Origin of the sequence: Ruegeria sp. HU-ET01832, assembly GCF_040371315.1 — a bacterium.
GTDB classification, from domain to species: domain Bacteria; phylum Pseudomonadota; class Alphaproteobacteria; order Rhodobacterales; family Rhodobacteraceae; genus Ruegeria; species Ruegeria lacuscaerulensis_A.
Genome location: NZ_BAABWL010000004.1, coordinates 362,046 through 381,334, shown reverse-complemented (window position 1 = coordinate 381,334; position 19,289 = coordinate 362,046). Strand labels below are relative to the sequence as shown.

The 19,289-nt window shown below is 57.5% G+C and carries 18 protein-coding genes; 8 read left to right on the top strand and 10 right to left on the bottom strand.

The window, feature by feature from the left end; genetic code table 11:
• Positions 1–73 precede the first annotated feature (73 nt).
• The 5 genes from ABWV79_RS14605 to ABWV79_RS14585 are packed head-to-tail and all read left to right on the top strand — an operon-like array spanning position 74 to position 4,671.
• Entirely contained in the window at positions 74–571 is a 498-nt protein-coding gene (locus tag ABWV79_RS14605) for a flagellar basal body-associated FliL family protein (RefSeq protein WP_353392765.1), read from the top strand.
• 9 nt (positions 572–580) lie between these two features.
• A complete protein-coding gene (locus tag ABWV79_RS14600; RefSeq protein WP_353392763.1) occupies positions 581–1,048 on the top strand; it encodes a hypothetical protein in 468 nt (155 codons plus the stop codon).
• A complete protein-coding gene (locus tag ABWV79_RS14595; protein ID WP_353392761.1) occupies positions 1,045–1,617 on the top strand; it encodes a MotE family protein in 573 nt (190 codons plus the stop codon). The genes ABWV79_RS14600 and ABWV79_RS14595 overlap by 4 nt, the downstream gene beginning before the upstream one ends.
• 46 nt (positions 1,618–1,663) lie before the next feature.
• On the top strand, positions 1,664–2,533 hold the full coding sequence (gene motA / locus ABWV79_RS14590) for a flagellar motor stator protein MotA (protein ID WP_353392759.1): 870 nt from the start codon (positions 1,664–1,666) through the stop codon (positions 2,531–2,533).
• Positions 2,530–4,671, top strand: coding sequence for a hypothetical protein (locus tag ABWV79_RS14585; protein WP_353392757.1), 2,142 nt, complete (start codon positions 2,530–2,532; stop codon positions 4,669–4,671). The genes motA and ABWV79_RS14585 overlap by 4 nt, the downstream gene beginning before the upstream one ends.
• Positions 4,672–4,690: 19 nt before the next feature.
• On the opposite strand, the gene ABWV79_RS14580 is transcribed toward ABWV79_RS14585, so the two are convergent.
• Together ABWV79_RS14580 and ABWV79_RS14575 are read right to left on the bottom strand one after the other, a co-directional pair.
• Positions 4,691–6,052 (bottom strand): MmgE/PrpD family protein, encoded by a 1,362-nt coding sequence (locus ABWV79_RS14580; protein ID WP_353392755.1) that lies wholly within the window; start codon positions 6,050–6,052, stop codon positions 4,691–4,693.
• Positions 6,049–8,493 carry a GcvT family protein gene (locus ABWV79_RS14575; RefSeq protein WP_353392753.1) on the bottom strand — a complete coding sequence of 815 codons (2,445 nt, stop codon included), beginning with the start codon at positions 8,491–8,493 and terminating at the stop codon, positions 6,049–6,051. Before ABWV79_RS14575 ends, ABWV79_RS14580 begins: the two co-directional genes overlap by 4 nt.
• 371 nt (positions 8,494–8,864) lie before the next feature.
• On the opposite strand from ABWV79_RS14575, the gene ABWV79_RS14570 reads away from it, so the two are divergent.
• Positions 8,865–9,194 (top strand): hypothetical protein, encoded by a 330-nt coding sequence (locus tag ABWV79_RS14570; protein ID WP_170755199.1) that lies wholly within the window; start codon positions 8,865–8,867, stop codon positions 9,192–9,194.
• A 3-nt stretch (positions 9,195–9,197) separates the two neighbouring features.
• Here the strand turns inward: ABWV79_RS14570 and ABWV79_RS14565 are convergent, their stop codons facing one another.
• The gene (locus tag ABWV79_RS14565) at positions 9,198–9,698 is read right to left on the bottom strand and encodes a potassium channel family protein (protein ID WP_353392751.1); all 501 of its coding nucleotides are present in this window, start codon (positions 9,696–9,698) and stop codon (positions 9,198–9,200) included.
• A 69-nt stretch (positions 9,699–9,767) separates the two neighbouring features.
• Positions 9,768–10,673: an oxygen-dependent tRNA uridine(34) hydroxylase TrhO gene (gene trhO, locus ABWV79_RS14560; RefSeq protein ID WP_353392749.1), complete on the bottom strand. Its 906-nt coding sequence runs from the start codon at positions 10,671–10,673 to the stop codon at positions 9,768–9,770.
• A gap of 92 nt (positions 10,674–10,765) precedes the next feature.
• On the opposite strand from trhO, the gene pncA reads away from it, so the two are divergent.
• Positions 10,766–11,359: a bifunctional nicotinamidase/pyrazinamidase gene (gene pncA, locus ABWV79_RS14555; protein ID WP_353392747.1), complete on the top strand. Its 594-nt coding sequence runs from the start codon at positions 10,766–10,768 to the stop codon at positions 11,357–11,359.
• On the opposite strand, the gene ABWV79_RS14550 is transcribed toward pncA, so the two are convergent.
• Positions 11,356–11,889: a hypothetical protein gene (locus ABWV79_RS14550; protein WP_170355890.1), complete on the bottom strand. Its 534-nt coding sequence runs from the start codon at positions 11,887–11,889 to the stop codon at positions 11,356–11,358. The two genes, pncA and ABWV79_RS14550, sit on opposite strands and share 4 nt — an antisense overlap.
• A 163-nt stretch (positions 11,890–12,052) precedes the next feature.
• Here ABWV79_RS14550 and pncB point away from each other — a divergent pair, with 163 nt between their 5' ends.
• Positions 12,053–13,345 carry a nicotinate phosphoribosyltransferase gene (pncB, locus tag ABWV79_RS14545; RefSeq protein ID WP_353392745.1) on the top strand — a complete coding sequence of 431 codons (1,293 nt, stop codon included), beginning with the start codon at positions 12,053–12,055 and terminating at the stop codon, positions 13,343–13,345.
• A gap of 3 nt (positions 13,346–13,348) precedes the next feature.
• On the opposite strand, the gene ABWV79_RS14540 is transcribed toward pncB, so the two are convergent.
• Genes ABWV79_RS14540 through ABWV79_RS14520 form a run of 5 tightly spaced genes read right to left on the bottom strand, consistent with a single transcriptional unit; the run spans position 13,349 to position 19,289 of the window.
• The gene (locus ABWV79_RS14540) at positions 13,349–14,800 is read right to left on the bottom strand and encodes an aldehyde dehydrogenase family protein (protein ID WP_353392743.1); all 1,452 of its coding nucleotides are present in this window, start codon (positions 14,798–14,800) and stop codon (positions 13,349–13,351) included.
• Between the two features lie 32 nt (positions 14,801–14,832).
• Positions 14,833–16,431, bottom strand: coding sequence for an ABC transporter ATP-binding protein (locus ABWV79_RS14535; RefSeq protein ID WP_353392741.1), 1,599 nt, complete (start codon positions 16,429–16,431; stop codon positions 14,833–14,835).
• Positions 16,428–17,243: an ABC transporter permease gene (locus ABWV79_RS14530; RefSeq protein ID WP_209195758.1), complete on the bottom strand. Its 816-nt coding sequence runs from the start codon at positions 17,241–17,243 to the stop codon at positions 16,428–16,430. Before ABWV79_RS14530 ends, ABWV79_RS14535 begins: the two co-directional genes overlap by 4 nt.
• Entirely contained in the window at positions 17,240–18,187 is a 948-nt protein-coding gene (locus ABWV79_RS14525; RefSeq protein ID WP_353392739.1) for an ABC transporter permease, read from the bottom strand. Before ABWV79_RS14525 ends, ABWV79_RS14530 begins: the two co-directional genes overlap by 4 nt.
• A gap of 40 nt (positions 18,188–18,227) precedes the next feature.
• The gene (locus ABWV79_RS14520; RefSeq protein WP_353392737.1) at positions 18,228–19,289 is read right to left on the bottom strand and encodes a ligand-gated ion channel; all 1,062 of its coding nucleotides are present in this window, start codon (positions 19,287–19,289) and stop codon (positions 18,228–18,230) included.

Here is a 19,289-nt window from a genome sequence, read left to right as displayed (position 1 = left end):
GAACGATTGCCCTTAACAATCGGTTAGTCCCTGCCGGGTTATGACAGTTGAGGAACGGATGAATGAGGACGTCATGACCGACGCGACTGCAGAACAGGTCGAAGAGACTGAAAAATCAGGGAAAAGTGGGTTGATTATCGGTGCGATTCTAGCCGTGGCCGGGGCAGCTGGCGGATACTACCTGACCACGTCGGGAATGTTACCCTTTGGCCCGAAACCAACCGTTGACGCACCTATGAAAGAAGGTACGGAAAAACCTCTCAAGGCCCTGCCCGACGTGGTTTTTGTCGATCTGCCGCCGGTCATCGTTTCGATCAAGTCGGGCGATTCGCGGCACCTGAAGTTTCATGCGCAGCTTGAGGTGAATCCAGAACACCTGAGCGACATTGAAAAAATGAAGCCGCGAATCATGGACGTCCTGAATGGATATTTGCGTGCCGTTCAAGTTGGGGATCTGGAAGATTCCCTGGCGCTGATGCGCATACGCGGCCATCTGCTGCGTCGAATCGGGATCGTCGTCGGAGAAGACCGCGTGCGCGATGTTCTCGTGATGGAATTCGTACTGAACTAGGAGGCGAAATTGGAATTGATCGCAGATATTTTTCTGGTTGCCGGCGCTCTTGGTGCAGGCCTGTATTGTTTTGTTCTATCGCGCCGCCTCAGGCGTTTCACGGATCTTGAAAAAGGCGTTGGCGGAGCGGTGGCCGTTTTGTCTTCGCAGGCAGACGAACTTAAGAAATCACTGGATTCGGCCCGTGCGACGTCAGATCAGGCTGGTGATGAACTCAAGTCGCTAACTCTCAGAGCGGAATCTGTGGCCCAGCAGCTAGAGTTGATGATGGCGTCGATGCACGACGTCATTCCAGAAAAAGACGAGGTCGAAGAAACAGTTTCAGCAGGGGAGACCGAAACCGCTTTTTTACCGAAGGACGAGGTTTCGACAGAACCCGAATCCACGACCGAGCTGACAGAAAAGCCCGAGCCCAAACGCGCGATGGGTCTCATGTTTATGCGACATACGCGTAAAATCGGTGAGGGAACGGCATGACTCGCAAGGCTTCCAACCGGCCCAAAGGCGGCGTTCTTACAGTGATCTCGTTGTTGATGGTTGGCTCTGCAGCAATACGCGTTGGGCTTGAAGCCGGACCTGCTTTGGCCAAGGCCGCTGAGCCGTCGGTCACTGCCGCGAAACCGATAATGGACGACCATCCCAAAACCCGAGAATTGCTGACTGCTTTGTTGCGCCGCGAACAAGCATTGAAAGAGCGTGAAGCGGCGATTTTGGAAAAGGAAAGAGCCCTCGATATCGCTGATCAGGCGATCGAGACACGCCTTGTTGCATTACAGGACGCCGAAACGAGCCTTCGGGAAACGTTGTCCTATTCCCAAAAAGCAGCAGAGACCGATCTGACGCGGCTGACCGATGTGTACCAAAGCATGAAACCGAAAGACGCAGCAGCTTTGTTTGAGACAATGGATCCGGGTTTCGCAGCAGGTTTTTTGTCGCGCATGCCGCCGGACGCAGCTGCCGGCGTCCTTGCCGGGCTCAGCCCCGAGGCGGCCTATACAATCAGCGTCATCATGGCGGGGCGAAATGCTGCCGCCCCTCAGGAATAAACTCTATGTCCTTTAATCCCGCATTTGACTTCGTCGGAGAGCACACATGATCGGAATAATCGGAATCGTCGTCATTTTCGCCATGGTGTTCGGCGGCTATTTGGCTGCGGGTGGCAAAATGACGATCATCCTTAAGTCATTGCCATTCGAGATGATGATGATCGGAGGCGCGGCCGTGGGCGCCTTCTTGATCAGTAACGACATGAGCGCCGTGAAACACACCATCAAGGATATGGGCAAGGTTTTCAAAGGTCCCAAGTGGAAACCCGAAGACTATCGCGATCTGCTTTGTCTTCTGTTTTCGATGATCCGTATTGCCAAGGCGAACCCGGTCGAGGTCGAACAGCACATTGAAGACCCTCAAAACTCGTCTCTTTTTTCCGCCTATCCCAAGATCCAATCGGATAAGGAAGCCGTTGACCTGATTTGTGACACAATGCGATCCGCGTCGATGAATTACGACGATCCGCATCAGGTCGAGGAAGTTCTGGAAAAGCGGATGGAGGCGAATTTCCATCACGCCATGCATTCCAGCCATGCTTTGCAAACGGTGGCCGATGGCCTGCCCGCGTTGGGTATCGTTGCTGCCGTTCTGGGGGTTATCAAGACAATGGGCTCGATTGACCAACCACCCGAGGTATTGGGTAAGTTGATCGGTGGTGCTCTGGTCGGTACGTTTCTAGGGGTTTTTCTGGCTTATGGTCTGGTCGGACCCTTCGCTGGCAAGCTGAAGGCCGTGGTTGAAGAGGACAACCATTTCTACCAGTTGATCAAAGAAGTACTGGTCGCCAATTTACACAACCATAATGCCGCGATGTGTATCGAGGTTGGCCGACAAAATACACCGACGCATAACCGCCCCGGCTTCTCGGAACTTGAAGAGGCGCTGAAAGAGCTTAAGCAGGCAGCCGCATGAAAAAGTCCTGGGGCATAGCGGCCATCATGCTTGGGGCGGCTCAAGCCGTTTCCGCCGAGGAATTGACCGTCCGGACGGGTGAACATGACGGTTATACCCGATTGGTTGTACAGATCCCGCCTGATACCAGCTGGATTCTGGCCCAAACGAAAAATGGTGCCCGCCTTAACGTTGCACTCGATGACGTGACTTTCGAAACTGGATCTGTGTTCCGCCGTTTAACGCAAAACCGCCTGTCGGCATTATCACAAAAGAAACCGGGGGAGGCGCTAGATTTGCAATTTGGTTGCGACTGTGTGGCGTCCTCATTTCTTTACAAAGACACGATGATCGTGGTGGATATTGCGCCCGCTGCCTCCTTTCCACCGCTCAGCGAAGATATCCCGCCGCCTTTGCTCCCCAAAGCGGCTGTGCAGGAAAACCCGCTTGAGACAGTCCAGAAAACCGAGGTGGTGGCGCTTCCCTTGCTTAATTTGAACGCGCGGCAATTTGAAAATCAGCTATCCACAAAACTGCTGCAAGGTGCAGATCGTTCTATCGTCGATCTGAACCTTACTCCTGCGGGACCAAGATCAACCGGATTCCAAAACGCGCCTCTTCAGCCTTCAGATCTGGAGGCGAATATCAATGTCACCTCAATTCTTGACGAATTGAACGATCTGCTTGGCCCAGATCTCATTGAACTTGAACGTCAGCCGTCCTGCATTACCAATGCCGAGATTGGGTTTGACACCTGGTCTGACCTGCGACCGTTCTCGAAACAAGTGGCGAGCGCCCGCGCCGCTCTGTTTCATGAATTTGACCGCGTCGATCACGCACGCGCGTTAGGGCTTGCAAGGCTCTATGCCTATCACGGGTTTGGCGTTGAAGCGCTCGCCATGTTGGACCTTGCGATGCCTGACGAAAGCGAGCGGCATATGATTGTAACAATCGCCCAGATTCTTGACGAACGCTCGGTGGATGAGCCGAACCCGTTTCAGGGGCAACAGCGATGCGACAGTGACGCAGCCCTTTGGTCTGTATTGTCGGAAGGCGTACTAGCAAAAGATGCGCAACTGACGTCAATCGAACATGCATTTGCTCGTCTACCTGATCATTTACGCAAGCAAATTGGCCCCAGACTGTCGGAAATTATGGTGGAAGGCGGCCAATTGGAAGCCGCAAGACGGGTGCTTCGATCCGTTGATCGGGTTGAGAACACCAGCAGCGCCGATACGTCCAAAGCCAAAGCAGCGGTAGCTAAGGCGGAAGGCGACGGCCAAGCAACAGAGCTCCGTCTGAAAGAAGCAATCGAAGCGGAAGATGCGGGTTCCGAAGCGCCCCTTTCGTTGGCGCGCCTTATTGAAAAACGTTGGTCTGAACGCGGTGCGGTTTCACCCAAGGAATTGGGTTTGGCTGCGGCCTTTGAGATAGAATATCGCGAGTCCGACATGCATCCAATGTTACAGCGTGCGCATGCGGTTGCACTAAGCCTAAGCAATGATTTTGATCAGGCGATGGATACCGCACTGCAAATACCCAAAGGGCAAGACCACGAGGGAGCCGTTAACCGCGTTGTGCAAATTCTAGTTGAGCGGTCCGAGGACATAACATTTCTGCGCCATACAATCGGCTTATCCGGCAATGTCTCGAAGGTTTTGGCCACTGAAACCGCTGTGTCTGTCGCAGAGCGGTTGGTAGAACTTGGGTTCGCCAGCCGGGCATTTGCGCTAGCGAACCGGCCTCAGGACACGTCTTATAGGTCCAAAAGAGCAAGGCTTAGGGCGCATTCATCGTTACTGCAGGGACGTCCACATCAAGCTTTGCTGGAGTTGGAGGGAGACATATCCCAAGACGCGATGGCTCTTAAGACGCGGGCCTTGCAGGACATCGGGGATTTTGTACAAGCGGGACAACTTTTGGGCGATGCTAACGACCATGATGAAGCCAACAGGTTATTCTGGCTAGCTGGTCAATCCGACGCAATCACCAAAGAGCTTGAAGCCAAATATGGAACGGTCAACGACTTGACGCAGACTCTCACCAGTTCGCCTGAACGACACCCCGGAAAACCCTTGGCAGATGCAGAGGGCCTTTTGCAGGACAGTGCGGATACACGGGAAAATATCTCGACGCTTCTTGAAACGTTGAAAGACTAACTTTTTGAGTCTCTGAAATTTACTGTGCTTTTCTATAAGCAGGTGCAAAAAGCTGCGGGCTTAGATCGGAAAATCGTGAAGACTCACCTGTCCAGCCCAAAATAGCCGCGGCGATGGCGTCTGTGCGCTCGACACCGATCGCAGGCATGGCAAAGTCCTTGAACTTTGCGATCACATCTGCGCGGCTGAACGGATCTTCTGGCCCGCCTCGCGCGTGAACGTCGCCCGACGCAAAGACACGGCCGTCAGTTGTAGTAATACGCACATCAGCCCAACGTCCTTCGGGAAACCGTAGGGAATGACGTTGATCCTCGGATACCTGAATACGGGTGATGAAGGCGGCGACTTTTGGATCGCACAGACCCGCGCCCGAAATATGTTCGACGCCGATTCGCCCGTAAATCGCCTGAACGGCAACCGCAAAAGGCAGTGAGTATTGTGCTTGAGACGTCGTATCGGGCATTCCTGCGAATAAACGGGCGGCTTCATGAAAGCTGTTGATTTGCACCGTTTTGATTTGATCCGCCGATAGCGCATTGTTCAACATCAGCATTCGCACCCCGTCAATGGCAGCGTGGGCCCATCTGCAGATAGGGTAAGGCTTCACGTATTGATGCTCGACTTGCCAGAACTGGCCCAGGTCAGCCCAGTACTGCGCGGCCGGCTCGCCCTCGACCGTGATCGCCGGAGCGCCGGTAAAACCGCGTTCGGCCAGAACGGCGGCAGAGAGCCCGACCAATGCCCCCCAGCCAGAGCCATCATGCAACATGGTAGGGTTCGCAATTTCGCGCATCATTTGACTGCGCGGGCCGTGATATTCGGCAATACCCATGGCGTGTCGCATCTGTTCGCGAGAATGGCGGCGCAACCGGGATGCCATGGCCACGACGCCCAACGCATTCCAGGCGCCCGATGTGTGATAATCACTGACAGATGCGTGCAGCGACATACCGGCACGCCCGGCAACCTCGTACCCGGTGACGACGGCTGCCAGTGCTTCCGGGCCGGTCAGGTCCGGGCAATGTTCAGCCAGAGCGACCAGAGCCGGTAAAACCACCACGCCAATATGCCCTTTGGTAGGGTTGTAGCCGTCATGGCCGTCCAGATTGTCAATCTGCGTTGCAGCAGCATAGGCCGCGCCGGCCAGGCTTACGGTCCGCCCGTCAAACATCATCCGCGCGCTGAAACCAGGATCGGAACTGGCATAGAGCAGCGCTGCGGTATCCCGCGCGATCACACCAGCCTCCATCTGGGCGGACGCGATCAGGATACCCATCGTATCCAGCATCATCAGCGCAGCCGCTTCCTTGGCGGACTCTGGCATATCCGCCGCTGGCCGGTCCAAGGTAAACTCAGCAACACGGGTGAAAACATTGGTCATTCGGCGGGCTCTGCAGCGGGTCGATGGAGGCCGCGCAATCGAAGCCCGGACGGATCGAACGGAGGCTCTGCCAAGACAGTTGCGCTGTGTGGAGTGCCCAGAATGAATAGCTCGACCTTGTCGCCGGGTTGCGCAGCATCGGGGTTCACATATCCAATGGCGAGCGACTTGCCGACAGAATACCCATAAGCACCCGACGTGACGCGCCCGACCGGGCGTCCGTCAAGCGTGAAAATGGGCTCTCCCCCCGACGCATCGGCTGTCTTTGCATCAATCTCAAAGATCGACAGTACTTCTCGGGGCGGAGTGTCCTTGATCGCCAGATAGGCGTTTTTGTTCAGGAAGTCCTTATCCAGTTTGATCAATCCTGAAAGGCCGACCTCGTGCGGCCAATATTCCTGTGAATATTCGCGACCCCACGACCCATACCCTTTTTCGATGCGCAAAGACCCCAGCGCGCGACCACCAACTGGGCCTCCGCCAAGATCGTTTGCAGCGTCTAAAAGCGCAGTATAGAGCCTAACTTGATCCTCTTCGGCACAGTGCAACTCCCATCCGAGATCCCCGGTAAAGCTGACACGGATGGCTAAACACTGAACGCCCGCCACCTCGATTTGACGAGACCGCATAAAACGGAACCCTTCGTTAGACAGGTTTGCATTCGTCAGCCGTTGCAACAGATCGCGCGATCTGGGGCCGGCAACGTTGAAGCCCGCGATGCGGTTTGTGGCAACCTCGAAACTGGTGCCTTCTGGCAGATCAACCATGTTGAAGAACCGCTGGTGGTACCGCTCGGCCATGCCTGAACCGATCATCATGTATTCGTCATCTGCGACTTTGGTGATGGTAAAGTCGCCCGCCACGCCACCACGCACCGAGATCAGAGGCGTCAGGCAGGAGCGTCCAACCTCGGTCGGTACCCGGTTAGCAACAAGACGATCCAGCCAATCGTGCGCCCCCAACCCCTTGATCACGTAGTTGGCGAAGTTCGAGATGTCGATCACACCCACATTGTCCCGCAGCATCTGGACTTCACGGCCAACCGGTTCCCACCAATTTTGGCGGGTGAAGCCGGTAGTCTCGACCACACCAGGCTGATCGGCGAACCAGAGGGGGTGCTCCCACCCGCAGTTCAGGCCAAAGACACAGCCCATGTTCTTTTGCATCTGATAGGCAGGGCGCACTCGGGCAGGGCGGCCCGCGCTGCGTTCTTCGTTCGGGAAGTGAATGGCGAAGCGGTGCGTGTAAACGTCCTGCACCCGCGCTTTTGTGAAGGCCTTGTCGGCCCAGTCGCCAAACCGCGCCAGATCCCAGGCAAACATGTCGTATTGCGGCTCACCCTCGATCATCCATTGCGCCGACAACAGGCCAAGCCCGCCCGATTGCGAAAATCCGGGGATGATGCCGGTGCAACAGAAATAGTTCTGCAGCTCGGGCACAGGCCCCCAGATCGCGTTCGAATCCGGCGACCAGATCATCGGGCCATTGATCACCCGCTTCACACCGGCGGTAGCGGCCACTGGTACACGGTCGGTTGCGCGGATGACGTTCTCCATGATGCGATCCAAATCGTCGGGGAACAGATCATGGGCGAAATCAAGCGGCGTGCCGTTTTCGGCCCAAAACCGCATGTCTTTTTCATAGGCACCGATCAGCAAACCGTTGCCTTCTTGCCGGAAGTAGTACTCGCCATCCCGGTCGGCGATGGACGGCAAGCGGCGGCCCAACGCGGCGACTTCATCAATCGCTTCGGTGACGAAATACTGATGTTCAGTTGGTTGCAGGGGCAGTTCAATACTCGCCAATGCGGCCACCTCACGCCCCCACAGGCCGCCGGCATTCACCACCCATTGCGTGTGGATATCGCCCTTTGCGGTGCGTACGATCCACGATCCGTCAGGTTGCTGTTCAGTGCCTAACACAGGGCAAAACCGCTCAATACTGGCACCCATCGCACGTGCTCCGGCTGCATAGGCATGGGTCACACCCGAGGGGTCAACATTGCCGCCATCGGGTTCGAACATGATACAGCGGATATCATCGAATTGCGCCAGAGGGTGCAATTCCATGGCCTGTTCGCGGCTGATCTCGTGGAAGTTAAGACCGTAGAAACGCGCCTTGGCTTCTTGCAGGCGCAGTTGGTGTTCGCGATCCTCGGTCTGCGCCAAATAGAGCGAGCCGGATTGAAACACGCCACAGCCCTGCCCGGTTTCAGCCTCCAGCTGCTTATACAGGTTCATCGTATAGTGCTGGATACGGGTGATGTTGTTGTTGTCGTGCAGCCCGTGGATATTGGCCGCCGCGTGCCACGTGGATCCGCTGGTCAGCTCATCGCGTTCCAGCAGGACAACATCAGTCCAGCCCAGCTTGGCCAGGTGATACAGGATCGAGCAGCCGACCAGCCCCCCTCCGATGACAACGGCCTGAGCATGGGTTTTCATTGGCGCACCTCCTACAGAGCTTGCACGAAAGTCAGCCACAGGTCAGGGGCTACTGATGCTCTGTTCCCGACGCAAAATGTCGGTAATGACGATCAAAACGCCGGAAGCAAACGCCGCGTCGGCGGATCATCGCCCGGTGGCACCAAACGCGCGATGTCGTGAGCGTCTGTGTCTTGAAATGAGACGCACTGATTCTTTGATTAAATTAGGAAGCACGAAAATACGTGCCGAATTGGTCGAAACGCGACGGGACAGGCTGGTTTGAAACGCGGTGAAAACCGTGTGGATCAGCGGAAATCTTGAAAAAGTTCCTAAAATGTTCTATATTTGTTCCATCATTATGTCTGAGGTGGAACGGAGGTATTCGAGCTATGGCCAACGCTGCCCGTCAAAGCTGGTACGACGCACCCAGCAACGATTATCACATGCTGCCCGTCACAGACCGGCAGATGCGCTATGCGCGCGCGATTGCCCAGCAATCGGCGCTTGAAATCCCGGTCGAGGCACAACGCGACCGCAGGGCCATGTCCCAGTGGATTTCGGCGCATAAACAAGATGACCCGTCGCCATTTGCCAATTACCCCACTGGCAAACAGGTCGCTTTCGCTGAACGGATCTCGCGTTCCAAACGCAGACCGATACCGTCTGAGTGTTTCCGCGACAAGCACATGATGTCCCGGTGGATTGACACCAACAAATAGGCTCTAATCCGAGTGGTTTCGGGCATAAAGTGCCACGGCAGCGGCGACGAAGAGGCCCAGCAGGATGTAGCCTGTCACCGCTTCGGACACGGCCAACGCGCGGCACAGGCCGGTCGGGGCCATGTCGCCATATCCAACGGTGGTGAAGGTGACATATGAGAAATACAGGATGTCCCCCGGTCCGCTGGCACCGACCACGCAGTTGTCTTTATAGCCGAACGCACCATAGACGGCGGCGAACAGGAAGGGGACGACCTGAATAAAGGAAACGCCCATCAAGAACAGCACACGACGCGGCGATTTCACTTGGGTCATGTAGAACCAGGACTGCGACACGATCCACAACAGCAACCCGACCGAGGCGAGGGTACCGATCGTATCACCTGCGGTGGCCTCGCTCAGACGTGATAGGCCAAACCACGCAAAGAAACTGGCAACAACCATGCCACCCGCCGCCAGCAGGGTCGATTTCCATTCCGCCAGGGTGGTGGGTTTGCGCGACATTGGGCCTCCGGTCACAGGGTCTGCGTGTGATCATCCCGGTTTGCACCGGGGCCTGCAACCGGAATTGGCTTATTCTGCGCCCAGATGTTCCTGCCCGCGCGAACGTGCTAGACCGATCTGCTTTTGCCGCTCGCGGAAGCGCATTTTGTCTGCTTCCGAGGTCTCATCTACGCATTGGTGGCACGCAACGCCGTGCTCATATTCAGGCCGTTTCATATCCTCGGGCAGGATCGGACGGCGGCAGCCATGGCACAGATTGTGCGGCCCCTCGACCAGCCCATGCCCCACAGAAACGCGGTTGTCGAACACAAAGCACTCACCTTGCCAGGTGCTGTCCTCAGCGGGCATTTCCTCAAGGTAACGCAGGATACCACCCTTGAGGTGATAGACATCCTCGACCCCTTGCCCCAGCAGGAAGTTGGTTGATTTCTCACAGCGGATACCGCCGGTGCAGAACATGGCCACGCGCTTGTTGTGGAAGCGCTCCTTGTTTTCTTCCCACCACGCCGGGAATTCACGGAAACTGGCTGTTTCAGGGTCTATTGCGCCCTCAAACGTACCAATCGCCACCTCGTAATCGTTGCGTGTGTCGATCACCACCACATCGTCCGAGCGGATCAGGTCATTCCATTCCTCGGGCTCGACATAATTGCCGACGCGGGCACGCGGATCGACATCCGGCTGGCCCATAGTCACGATCTCTTTCTTCAGCCGCACCTTCATCCTTCCAAAAGGCGGGTGGTCGGCGGTGGCCTCTTTCCACTCCAGATCGGCACAACCCGGCAGCGCCGTGATATGGGCCAGCACCGCGTCAATCCCGGCGCGAGGGCCAGCGATGGTGCCGTTGATGCCCTCTTGCGCAAGCAGCAGCGTGCCTTTGACGGATTGCGCGCGGCAAAGCTCCAACAGGGGCGCGCGCAAGGCGGCGTGATCAGCGAAACGGGTAAAGTGATAGAGGGCAGCGATGGTATACATGCGCGCGGTCTAGCCTCACGCGCGCAGAGTCGCAAGGGACCGGATTGACGCCCCCTGCCCGCGCCCTTACCGATAGCAAAAAGGAGATCGCGATGACCCATGCCCTGATCGTAATCGACGTCCAAAACGATTTCTGCCCCGGCGGCGCGCTGGCGGTGCCCGAAGGCGACCAGATCGTGGCCCCTATCAACGCGATGATGGACGACTTCGACGCCGTGATCCTGACGCAGGACTGGCACCCGGCCGGGCATTCGTCTTTCGCCAGCTCTCACGCTGGGAAAAACCCCTATGACATGACCGAAATGCCCTATGGCCCGCAGGTTCTATGGCCCGATCATTGCGTGCAAGATACGCACGGTGCCATGTTTCACCCCAATCTGCGCACAGATGCGGACCTGATCATCCGAAAGGGGTTCCGCCCAACCATCGATAGCTATTCTGCCTTTTTCGAAAACGACAAGACCACCCCAACAGGGTTGGAAGGATACCTTAACACGCGCGGCATACGAAAACTGACGATGGCAGGGTTGGCAACAGACTTCTGTGTACATTTCTCGGCCGTGGACGCAGCCCGGCTGGGATTCGAGGTCACAGTTCGGTTGGATGTTTGCCGCGCTATTGATCTGGATGGTTCACTGGCGACGGCTGAAGCCGCGATGCGTGACGCCGGTGTAACGCTGTCCTAAGGGGTCGCGCCACGCTCGGCCAGGTATTTGACAATAACAAACAGAATTACGGCCAGCCCCAGTGCCACGCCGATCCGTCCCGGCAAGGTACGGCGTTCGGGCGATGCAGGGGATTTGTACCGAGGGTTTGGCGTCCAGTCCGCAACTGTACGGCGCTGACCATTGCGCGGACGGGCATTTTTAATGTCCCGAAGGAACTTTCGGAAATCGAACTCGCCGCAATATTCGCCCTGAACGCCCATCTTGCGAATATTGGCAAACAGAGCGCGTAGGATCCGCTCCCGTTCAGCCTCATCCCTTGGCCGGTATAGGCCGTGCACAAGATCGCTGCCGGTTGCGTCCAGACCAAAGCCTGCATCCTGAAAAATCTTGCGAATTTTTGGAGAGGCCGCCCTCAGAGCATCCGCAGTCTTCACACTGCGAAACATCGCACGCAGCACTGGTTTCTTCGAAAAACCATCCGGGCCCGAATCTGGATCCCCTTCCCCCGGATCGACGACAACAATGTCAAAATCGTACTCGAGAACCATTCACCAACTTAACCTCGTCCTTCGACCTCTCTTCTCACTAACCGGTGAAAAGAACACACAATATGCTCGCTTTGTGACCTGACATTGTCATTGTCACCAAACCAGCGACTCTTGCCATTCCACACACCGATTGATCTAACAACGGAAATCGCAGGAGTTCCTCATGGTCGATATTGCGGCACGTGTGTACAATCATAAATGGCAGATTGACCCGATTGTACGGTCTTTAATCGACACAGATTTCTACAAACTGCTGATGTGCCAGTCAGTGTTTCGAAATCGGCCCCAAACGGATGTTGTGTTTTCGCTGATTAATCGGTCGAATCACATCCCTTTGGCTAATCTCATCGACGAGGGTGAACTGCGCGAACAGCTGGATCATATCCGCTCACTCAGCCTCAGCCGCGGCGAAAGCACGTGGCTGCGGGGCAATATGTTCTACGGCAAACGGCAGATGTTCCGGTCCGATTTCATGGAGTGGTTCGAGAATCTGCGCCTGCCCCCCTATCATCTGGAACGTAAGGGCGATCAGTACGAACTGACGTTCGAGGGCAAATGGCACGAGGTCATGCTGTGGGAAATTCCCGCGCTTGCGGTACTGATGGAGCTACGCTCGCGCGCCGTGCTGAACGACATGCGCCGGTTCGAGCTGCAGGTGCTCTATGCCCGCGCAATGACCCGCGTTTGGGAAAAGATTGAACAATTGCGCGACATTGATGGACTGGGCATTGCTGATTTCGGCACCCGGCGGCGTCATTCGTTCCTTTGGCAGGACTGGTGCGTACAAGCCATGATCGAAGGATTAGGGTCTGCATTTTCCGGCACCTCGAACTGCCTGATCGCCATGCGGCGCGAGGTTGAAGCCATCGGCACCAACGCGCATGAACTGCCCATGGTCTATTCCGCGCTGGCGGATACGGACGCGGAACTGGCGCAGGCTCCGTATGATGTTCTCAGCGACTGGCATGAAGAACACGACGGCAACTTGCGCATCATCTTGCCGGACACCTATGGAACACAGGGCTTTCTGGACAGTGCGCCCGACTGGCTTGCAGGCTGGACTGGCATCCGTGTCGATAGTGGCGACCCAGCAACGGGGGCGGAAACCGCGATCAACTGGTGGAAATCACGCGGCGAGGACCCGCGTGAAAAACGCGTGATCTTCTCGGATGGGCTGGATGTGGACAAGATCCGAGAGCTGCATGGCCAATTCGCCGGACGGACAAAAGTATCCTTTGGCTGGGGTACATTGCTGACCAACGATTTCCGCGGGCTGGTCCCGCATGACGCACTGGCGCCGTTTTCGCTGGTGTGCAAAGCGGTCTCGGCCAATGGCCGTCCGACGGTGAAATTGTCGGACAACCCTGAAAAGGCGATGGGACCGGCGGACGAGATCGAACGTTACAAACGCGTCTTCGGCGTTGGCGCGCAAAAAGCGATCGAGGTGATCGTTTAGACCCTAACCATGGTAATTTGCCACGGTTTTAAGCTGTGAAAAGCCATAGAGCGCCTCGAAACCCTTTTCTCGGCCATGACCGGATTTGCCGACGCCGCCAAAGGGCAGCTCGACCCCGCCGCCTGCCCCGTAGTTGTTGACGAAGACTTGCCCCGCATTCAGCCGTTTCGCCAGTCGCATCTGCCGCGCGCCGTCGCGGGTCCAGATGCTGGCGACAAGCCCATAGTCGGTGCTGTTGGCGATCTCTGCGGCTTCGTCCTCGGTGTCGAAAGGGATCAGCACCTGCACTGGGCCGAAAATCTCATCCCGCGCCAACATGTGATCAGGCGGCACATCGGCGAACAGGGTTGGCCGCACATAAGCACCTTGAGCCGGAGCATCCTGCACGATCTGCCCTTGTCCGGCGATATTCAGGTCCGTGCCCTTGGCCAGAAACCCCTCAACAATCTCTTTTTGACGGGCCGAGATCAACGGCCCCACCCGCAAATCCTGCACCGCAGGTCCAACGGTCAGATCAGCATAGGCCTCAACCATGCGCGCCTTGACCTGCTCATAAACCCCACGCTGCACCAGAATGCGGGACGAGGCCGAACAGGTCTGACCCGCGTTCTGAATACCCGCATTCACCAGAAACGGAAGGGCCGCGTCCAGATCGGCATCGTCAAACACCAGTTGCGGGGATTTTCCGCCCAACTCCAACGTTACTGGTACAACATTGCGCCCCGCCGCCTGCTGCACCAAGGCCCCTGTCGCGACCGACCCTGTAAACGAGATATGGTGGACGCCCGGATGCGCCGACAGTGCCGCTCCGGCTTCGGCCCCTAAACCTGGCACCACGTTTAGCGCACCAGCTGGCAAACCCGCTTGTTGGGCCAGATGAGCAAAGGCCAGCGCGGTCAGACACGCCTCTTCCGCCGGTTTCAGCACGCAGGCATTGCCCATCGCCAGTGCCGCCCCGACCGAACGCCCGATGATCTGCATCGGGTAGTTCCACGGCACGATATGGCCCGTCACCCCATGGGGTTCGCGCAGGGTATAAACGGTGTAGCCATCCAGATAGGGGATCGTCTCACCCATCACCTTATCCGCCGCACCGCCGTAGAATTCGCAATACCGCGCCAAAGCCACCGCATCCGCGCGCGCTTGGGTCAGCGGTTTACCCACATCCATCGCCTCTAACGCGGCCAGATCGTCCACGCGTTCGAGTACCAACTGACCTAAACGAGTCAGGATGCGCCCGCGTTCCAGGGCGGTTTTATGGCCCCAATCCCCATCCAGTGCCGCCTGCGCGGCTGCGACCGCCGCACCGATATCGGACGCATCCCCCCGAGCGATGTGACAGATTTCAGTGCCGTCCGAGGGGTTGATCAAAGGCAGGTCGACGCCAGCAGAGGGCCCGATCCACTCTCCACCGATCAAACAAAGTGCGGGGTTGAACCAAAGAGGATTGGGCATGTTTCTCTCCATTCAGGCTCTAATCATACATTTCAGCCAACAAGCGCCCCGATATCAGGCAGCACCGGCGCGGCGTCGATCAGGGTACGGGTATAGACGTGCTGCGGATTGGCAAAGACCTGCTCGGTCTCGCCCTGTTCCACGATCTTGCCCGCCTGCATGACCATCACCCGATCAGTGATCGTGCGCACCACGTTCAGGTCGTGGCTGATGAAAAGGTAGGTCAGGTCGTAGGTCGCGCACAGCTCGGCCAGCAGATCCAGGATTTGCGCACGAACTGAAACATCAAGGGCCGAGACGGCCTCATCAAACAGGATCAATTCGGGGCGAATGATCAAGGCACGGGCAATAGCGATACGCTGACGCTGCCCGCCCGAGAATTCGTAGATGTACTTCCCTGCGTCATCGGGGCCGAGGCCCACGGCGGTCAGCATCTCGGCAATGCGGTCCTGGCGCTCTGATCCGGTGGGAGGCATGTCCAGCAAGTGAAACGGCTCGGTGATCAGGCGTGCGACTTTGTGGCGGGGGTTGAAGCTGCCATAGGGGTCCTGAAACACCACCTGCATTTTACGGCGCACCGCAGGGTTTGGTTTATGGCCCGTGAAAACAGTTGCACCATCCAGACGGATTTCCCCCGCTTGTACCTCTTCCAAGCCCAGAATAGCTCGCGTTAGGGTCGATTTTCCACATCCAGACTCACCTACCAAACCCAGCCGCTCACCACGATTGAGCGTAAAGCTGACCTGGTTCACCGCGCGGTGGTGGCCCGGCTTGTCGAACAAACCCTTGCGCGGCAAGCGATAGTCGCGGACGACCTGAGTGACCTCTAACAACGGGCGACCCCCCGCTGTGTCGGGCAAGGCCACCTGATGATCCGAGGCCTCAAACAGCATACGGGTATAAGGGTGCTGCATGTTGCGCAGCAGATCGTCGGTGGGGCCGGCTTCCACGACCTCACCGTGCCGCATCACGACGATCTGGTCTGCCATGTCAGCGACCACGGCCAGATCATGGGTGATCATCAGCAGACCCATGCCATATTCGCGAACCAACCCTTTCAGCAGATCGAGGATTTGTGCCTGCGTGGTCACGTCCAGCGCCGTTGTCGGCTCATCCGCGATCAGCAGCTTGGGCCGCAAGGCAATAGCCATGGCAATGACAACGCGCTGGCGTTGTCCGCCTGACAGCTCATGCGGATAGCGAGACAGGGGAAAGCGGTCCGGGGGAAGGCCCACGCGGCGCAACACTTCCTTCGCGCGGTCCAGAGCCTGCGTGGCAGGCATGGCCTTATGGATCAGGATCGTTTCCATGACCTGATCGCCGATGGTTTTCACCGGGTTCAGGGCTGTCATCGGCTCCTGAAACACCATCCCGATCTTGGCACCACGCAGGGCGCACATCTCGGCTTCGGGAGTGGTCAGCACGTCGCGCCCTTCTAGCCGGATCTCGCCCTGCGTCTGCGCCCCGCTGGGCAACAGTTGCATCACGGCCAAAGCGGTCATCGACTTGCCCGAGCCGCTTTCCCCTGTCACGGCGACGATCTGGCCGGGATCAATGGACAGGTTGACCTGTTTCAGGATCGGCACGCCGTAGATGGACAGCGACAGATTTTCGACCTCAAGCAAACTCATGCGCGCGCCACCCTGATCCGAGGGTCTAGCCAATCGCGCAACCCGTCGCCCAGCAGGTTCAGGCCCAGCACCGTGACAATGATCGCCAGCCCTGGAATCAGAGCCAAATGCGGGGCAAAACTGACCATTGTCTGCGCATCGGCCAGCATTCGGCCCCAGCTGGGCGTGGGCGGTTGCGCACCAAGGCCGACATAGGACAGCCCGGCTTCGGCCAGTATCCCCAGCGAGAACTGGATGGTGCCCTGTACGATCAGCAGATTGGCGACATTGGGCAAGATATGTTCCGCTGATATGCGCGCAGCACCCTTGCCCGAGACACGGGCGGCGAGGATGAACTCACGCTCCCAAAGGGAAAGCGCCGCGCCACGGGTGATGCGGGCGAAGACAGGGATGTTGAAGATGCCGATGGCGATGATGGCGTTTATGGCCCCGGCACCGAATACGGCTGTGATCAGGATCGCAATGACCAGCGATGGGAAGGCAAAGACCAGATCATTGCCGCGCATGATCACCTCATCCAGCCAAGATCCCTTGCGCGCCGCCGCTGTCAGGCCAAGCGGCACGCCCAGCGCCATACCGATCCCCACGGCAACCAGAGCAACCGCAATCGACGTACGAGCGCCCACCATGATCATCGAAAACATGTCGCGGCCGAAATGATCCGTCCCGAACCAGTTCTGTGCACTTGGTGTCTTGAGCTTGCCGGGAATGTCCAACGCGGCGTGGTCGTAAGGTGTCCAGACAAAGGACACCAAAGCCGCCAGCAGAACCAGCGAGGACAGCAAGGCGCCAAGGATCAGGTTGCGGCTCATGTCCGGCTCCTGAGGCGGGGATCGACTGCGGCATAGGCCAGGTCGACCAGGAAATTCACGGTGATGACGGCAAAGACCAGCAACATGACAACCGATTCCACCACAATCAGATCACGGGCCGAGATCGCCTGAAACACCAAACGCCCAAGGCCGGGCAGGTAAAAGACCTGTTCGATGATGATCGACCCAGCCAAGAGGAATGAAAACTGCAGCCCAATGATGGTCAGCACCGGGATCAGCGCGTTGCGAACGCCGTGCCGCCACAGGGCCTGACGGCGCGACAGACCCTTGGCGCGGGCGGTGCGCATGAAATCCTCGCCCAGAATATCCAGTAGGGATGAGCGCATGACCCGTGCCAGAATCGCCGCCTGCGGTAAGGCCAGCGCGATGGCGGGCAGCGTCAGCGAATGCAGCCCGGTCCAAAGCCACTGATCCCAGCCAGCGAACCCTCCGGCGTTGAACCAGCGCAGGTTGATGGCAAAGATCAGCACCAGCATCATGGCGAACCAGAAATTCGGCACTGCAATGCCCAGCTGCGTCGCACCCATTACGGTCAGATCGCCGGGCTTGCCCCGACGCGCAGCAGCGTAAATTCCGGCGGGGAAGGCAATCAGTGTCGACAAGGTCAATGCATAGAGCGCCAGCGGCAAAGACACCCAAAGCCGATCCTGGATCATCTGCGAAACCGGCGTGCGATAGGTATAAGAAGTGCCGAAATCACCCACCAGCATTCCGCCGACCCATTTGAAGTAGCGCTCGAGCTTTGAGCCATCCAAGCCCAGCTCGGCCCGCAACGCGGCCAGTGTGTCCTCTTGCGCGTTTACGCCCAGCATGAAGGACGCCGGATCGCCCGGCGCAACCTCGATCACCGCGAAGATCACTACCGAAGCAACAGCCAGGCTGATCATCAGCGATATCAGGCGTTTGAGAGCGTAGCGCAGCATAGATCGCACGTTAGGGTCACAGGCGCCGTTGGTCCAGCGTCTAAGGTATCAGCAAATAAGCAGAAACCGCGTAGCCGACGATCGCGGCATAGCCCAGAGGATAGATCCACTTAACCGCGTAATTGTCCAGCTTTCGCGCCGTGTCTTCGCGCCCGGCGACCTTGAGTCTGCGCAAGGCGACATTGAACACGATCAGCGCCCCGGTCATCAGGAACATCCATTGCAGAACGAAATCCAGAAAGGTCAGATAGCCCAGCTTGGGCAGATCAGCAGAAATCGCCCAGTTGAAAGCAACGAAGACCAGCAGGTTGCCGCCCGCAATCTCGATCCGTTTGCGGTATTCGTCCAGAAAGAACAGCGCCCAGCCAACAGCAACGAGTACCAGCATGGGCATGAACACCCGGATCATGTAGTAGGTTTGATGCCTGCTGCCCTGAAAGGCCAGCGACAACTGATCGCTATCTTTCCCCGACAGACCCTGAACCTGGGTTTTCACCATTCGCGCATTGCCCAGAACCCATTCTTCCTCGCCCAGCAGATCGCCCAGACCCGAGTAGTCTTCCAGCGGGTAATACGTCACGTAATCCGCGGGAAAGACTGAAACGACCTCGAAATAGAAATCCTGCGTGTCGAACGGGTACTTACGGAAATCGAAGTGAGGTGCCTGCAAGGTGAGCGAGGATTTCTCGACATAAACCACTCGCCCGTCACTGCGCACCGAGGCGGCGGCCTCGTGTATCCATTTGTTGGATTGCTGATTGTGGATCACGAAGGCGGGCATGACGGCGCCAATCTCGGCCGCGTGGTCCGCCAGGTCAGACGGGTTGAAGACCCGAATGTCCCGCCCCGTCTGCTCTGCGTCAAATGCCAGCAGAGGGTCCGTCCATTCGAACCGCAAAACCGCCACCGCACCATAGTTTTCCGCTTTTTGATCAACGCCGGTGATCTGGTCGATCCTGATCCCGACGCCCACATTCAGCGGATTTTCAGGGGTGCCAGCCAGTGCGTCCAACCGGGTGCTCAGCGCATTTTGCGCACCGGCCATCGAGGCCAGCCCGCACAGCGTTAACACGCATAGCAAAAGAACACGAAAAGACGTCAT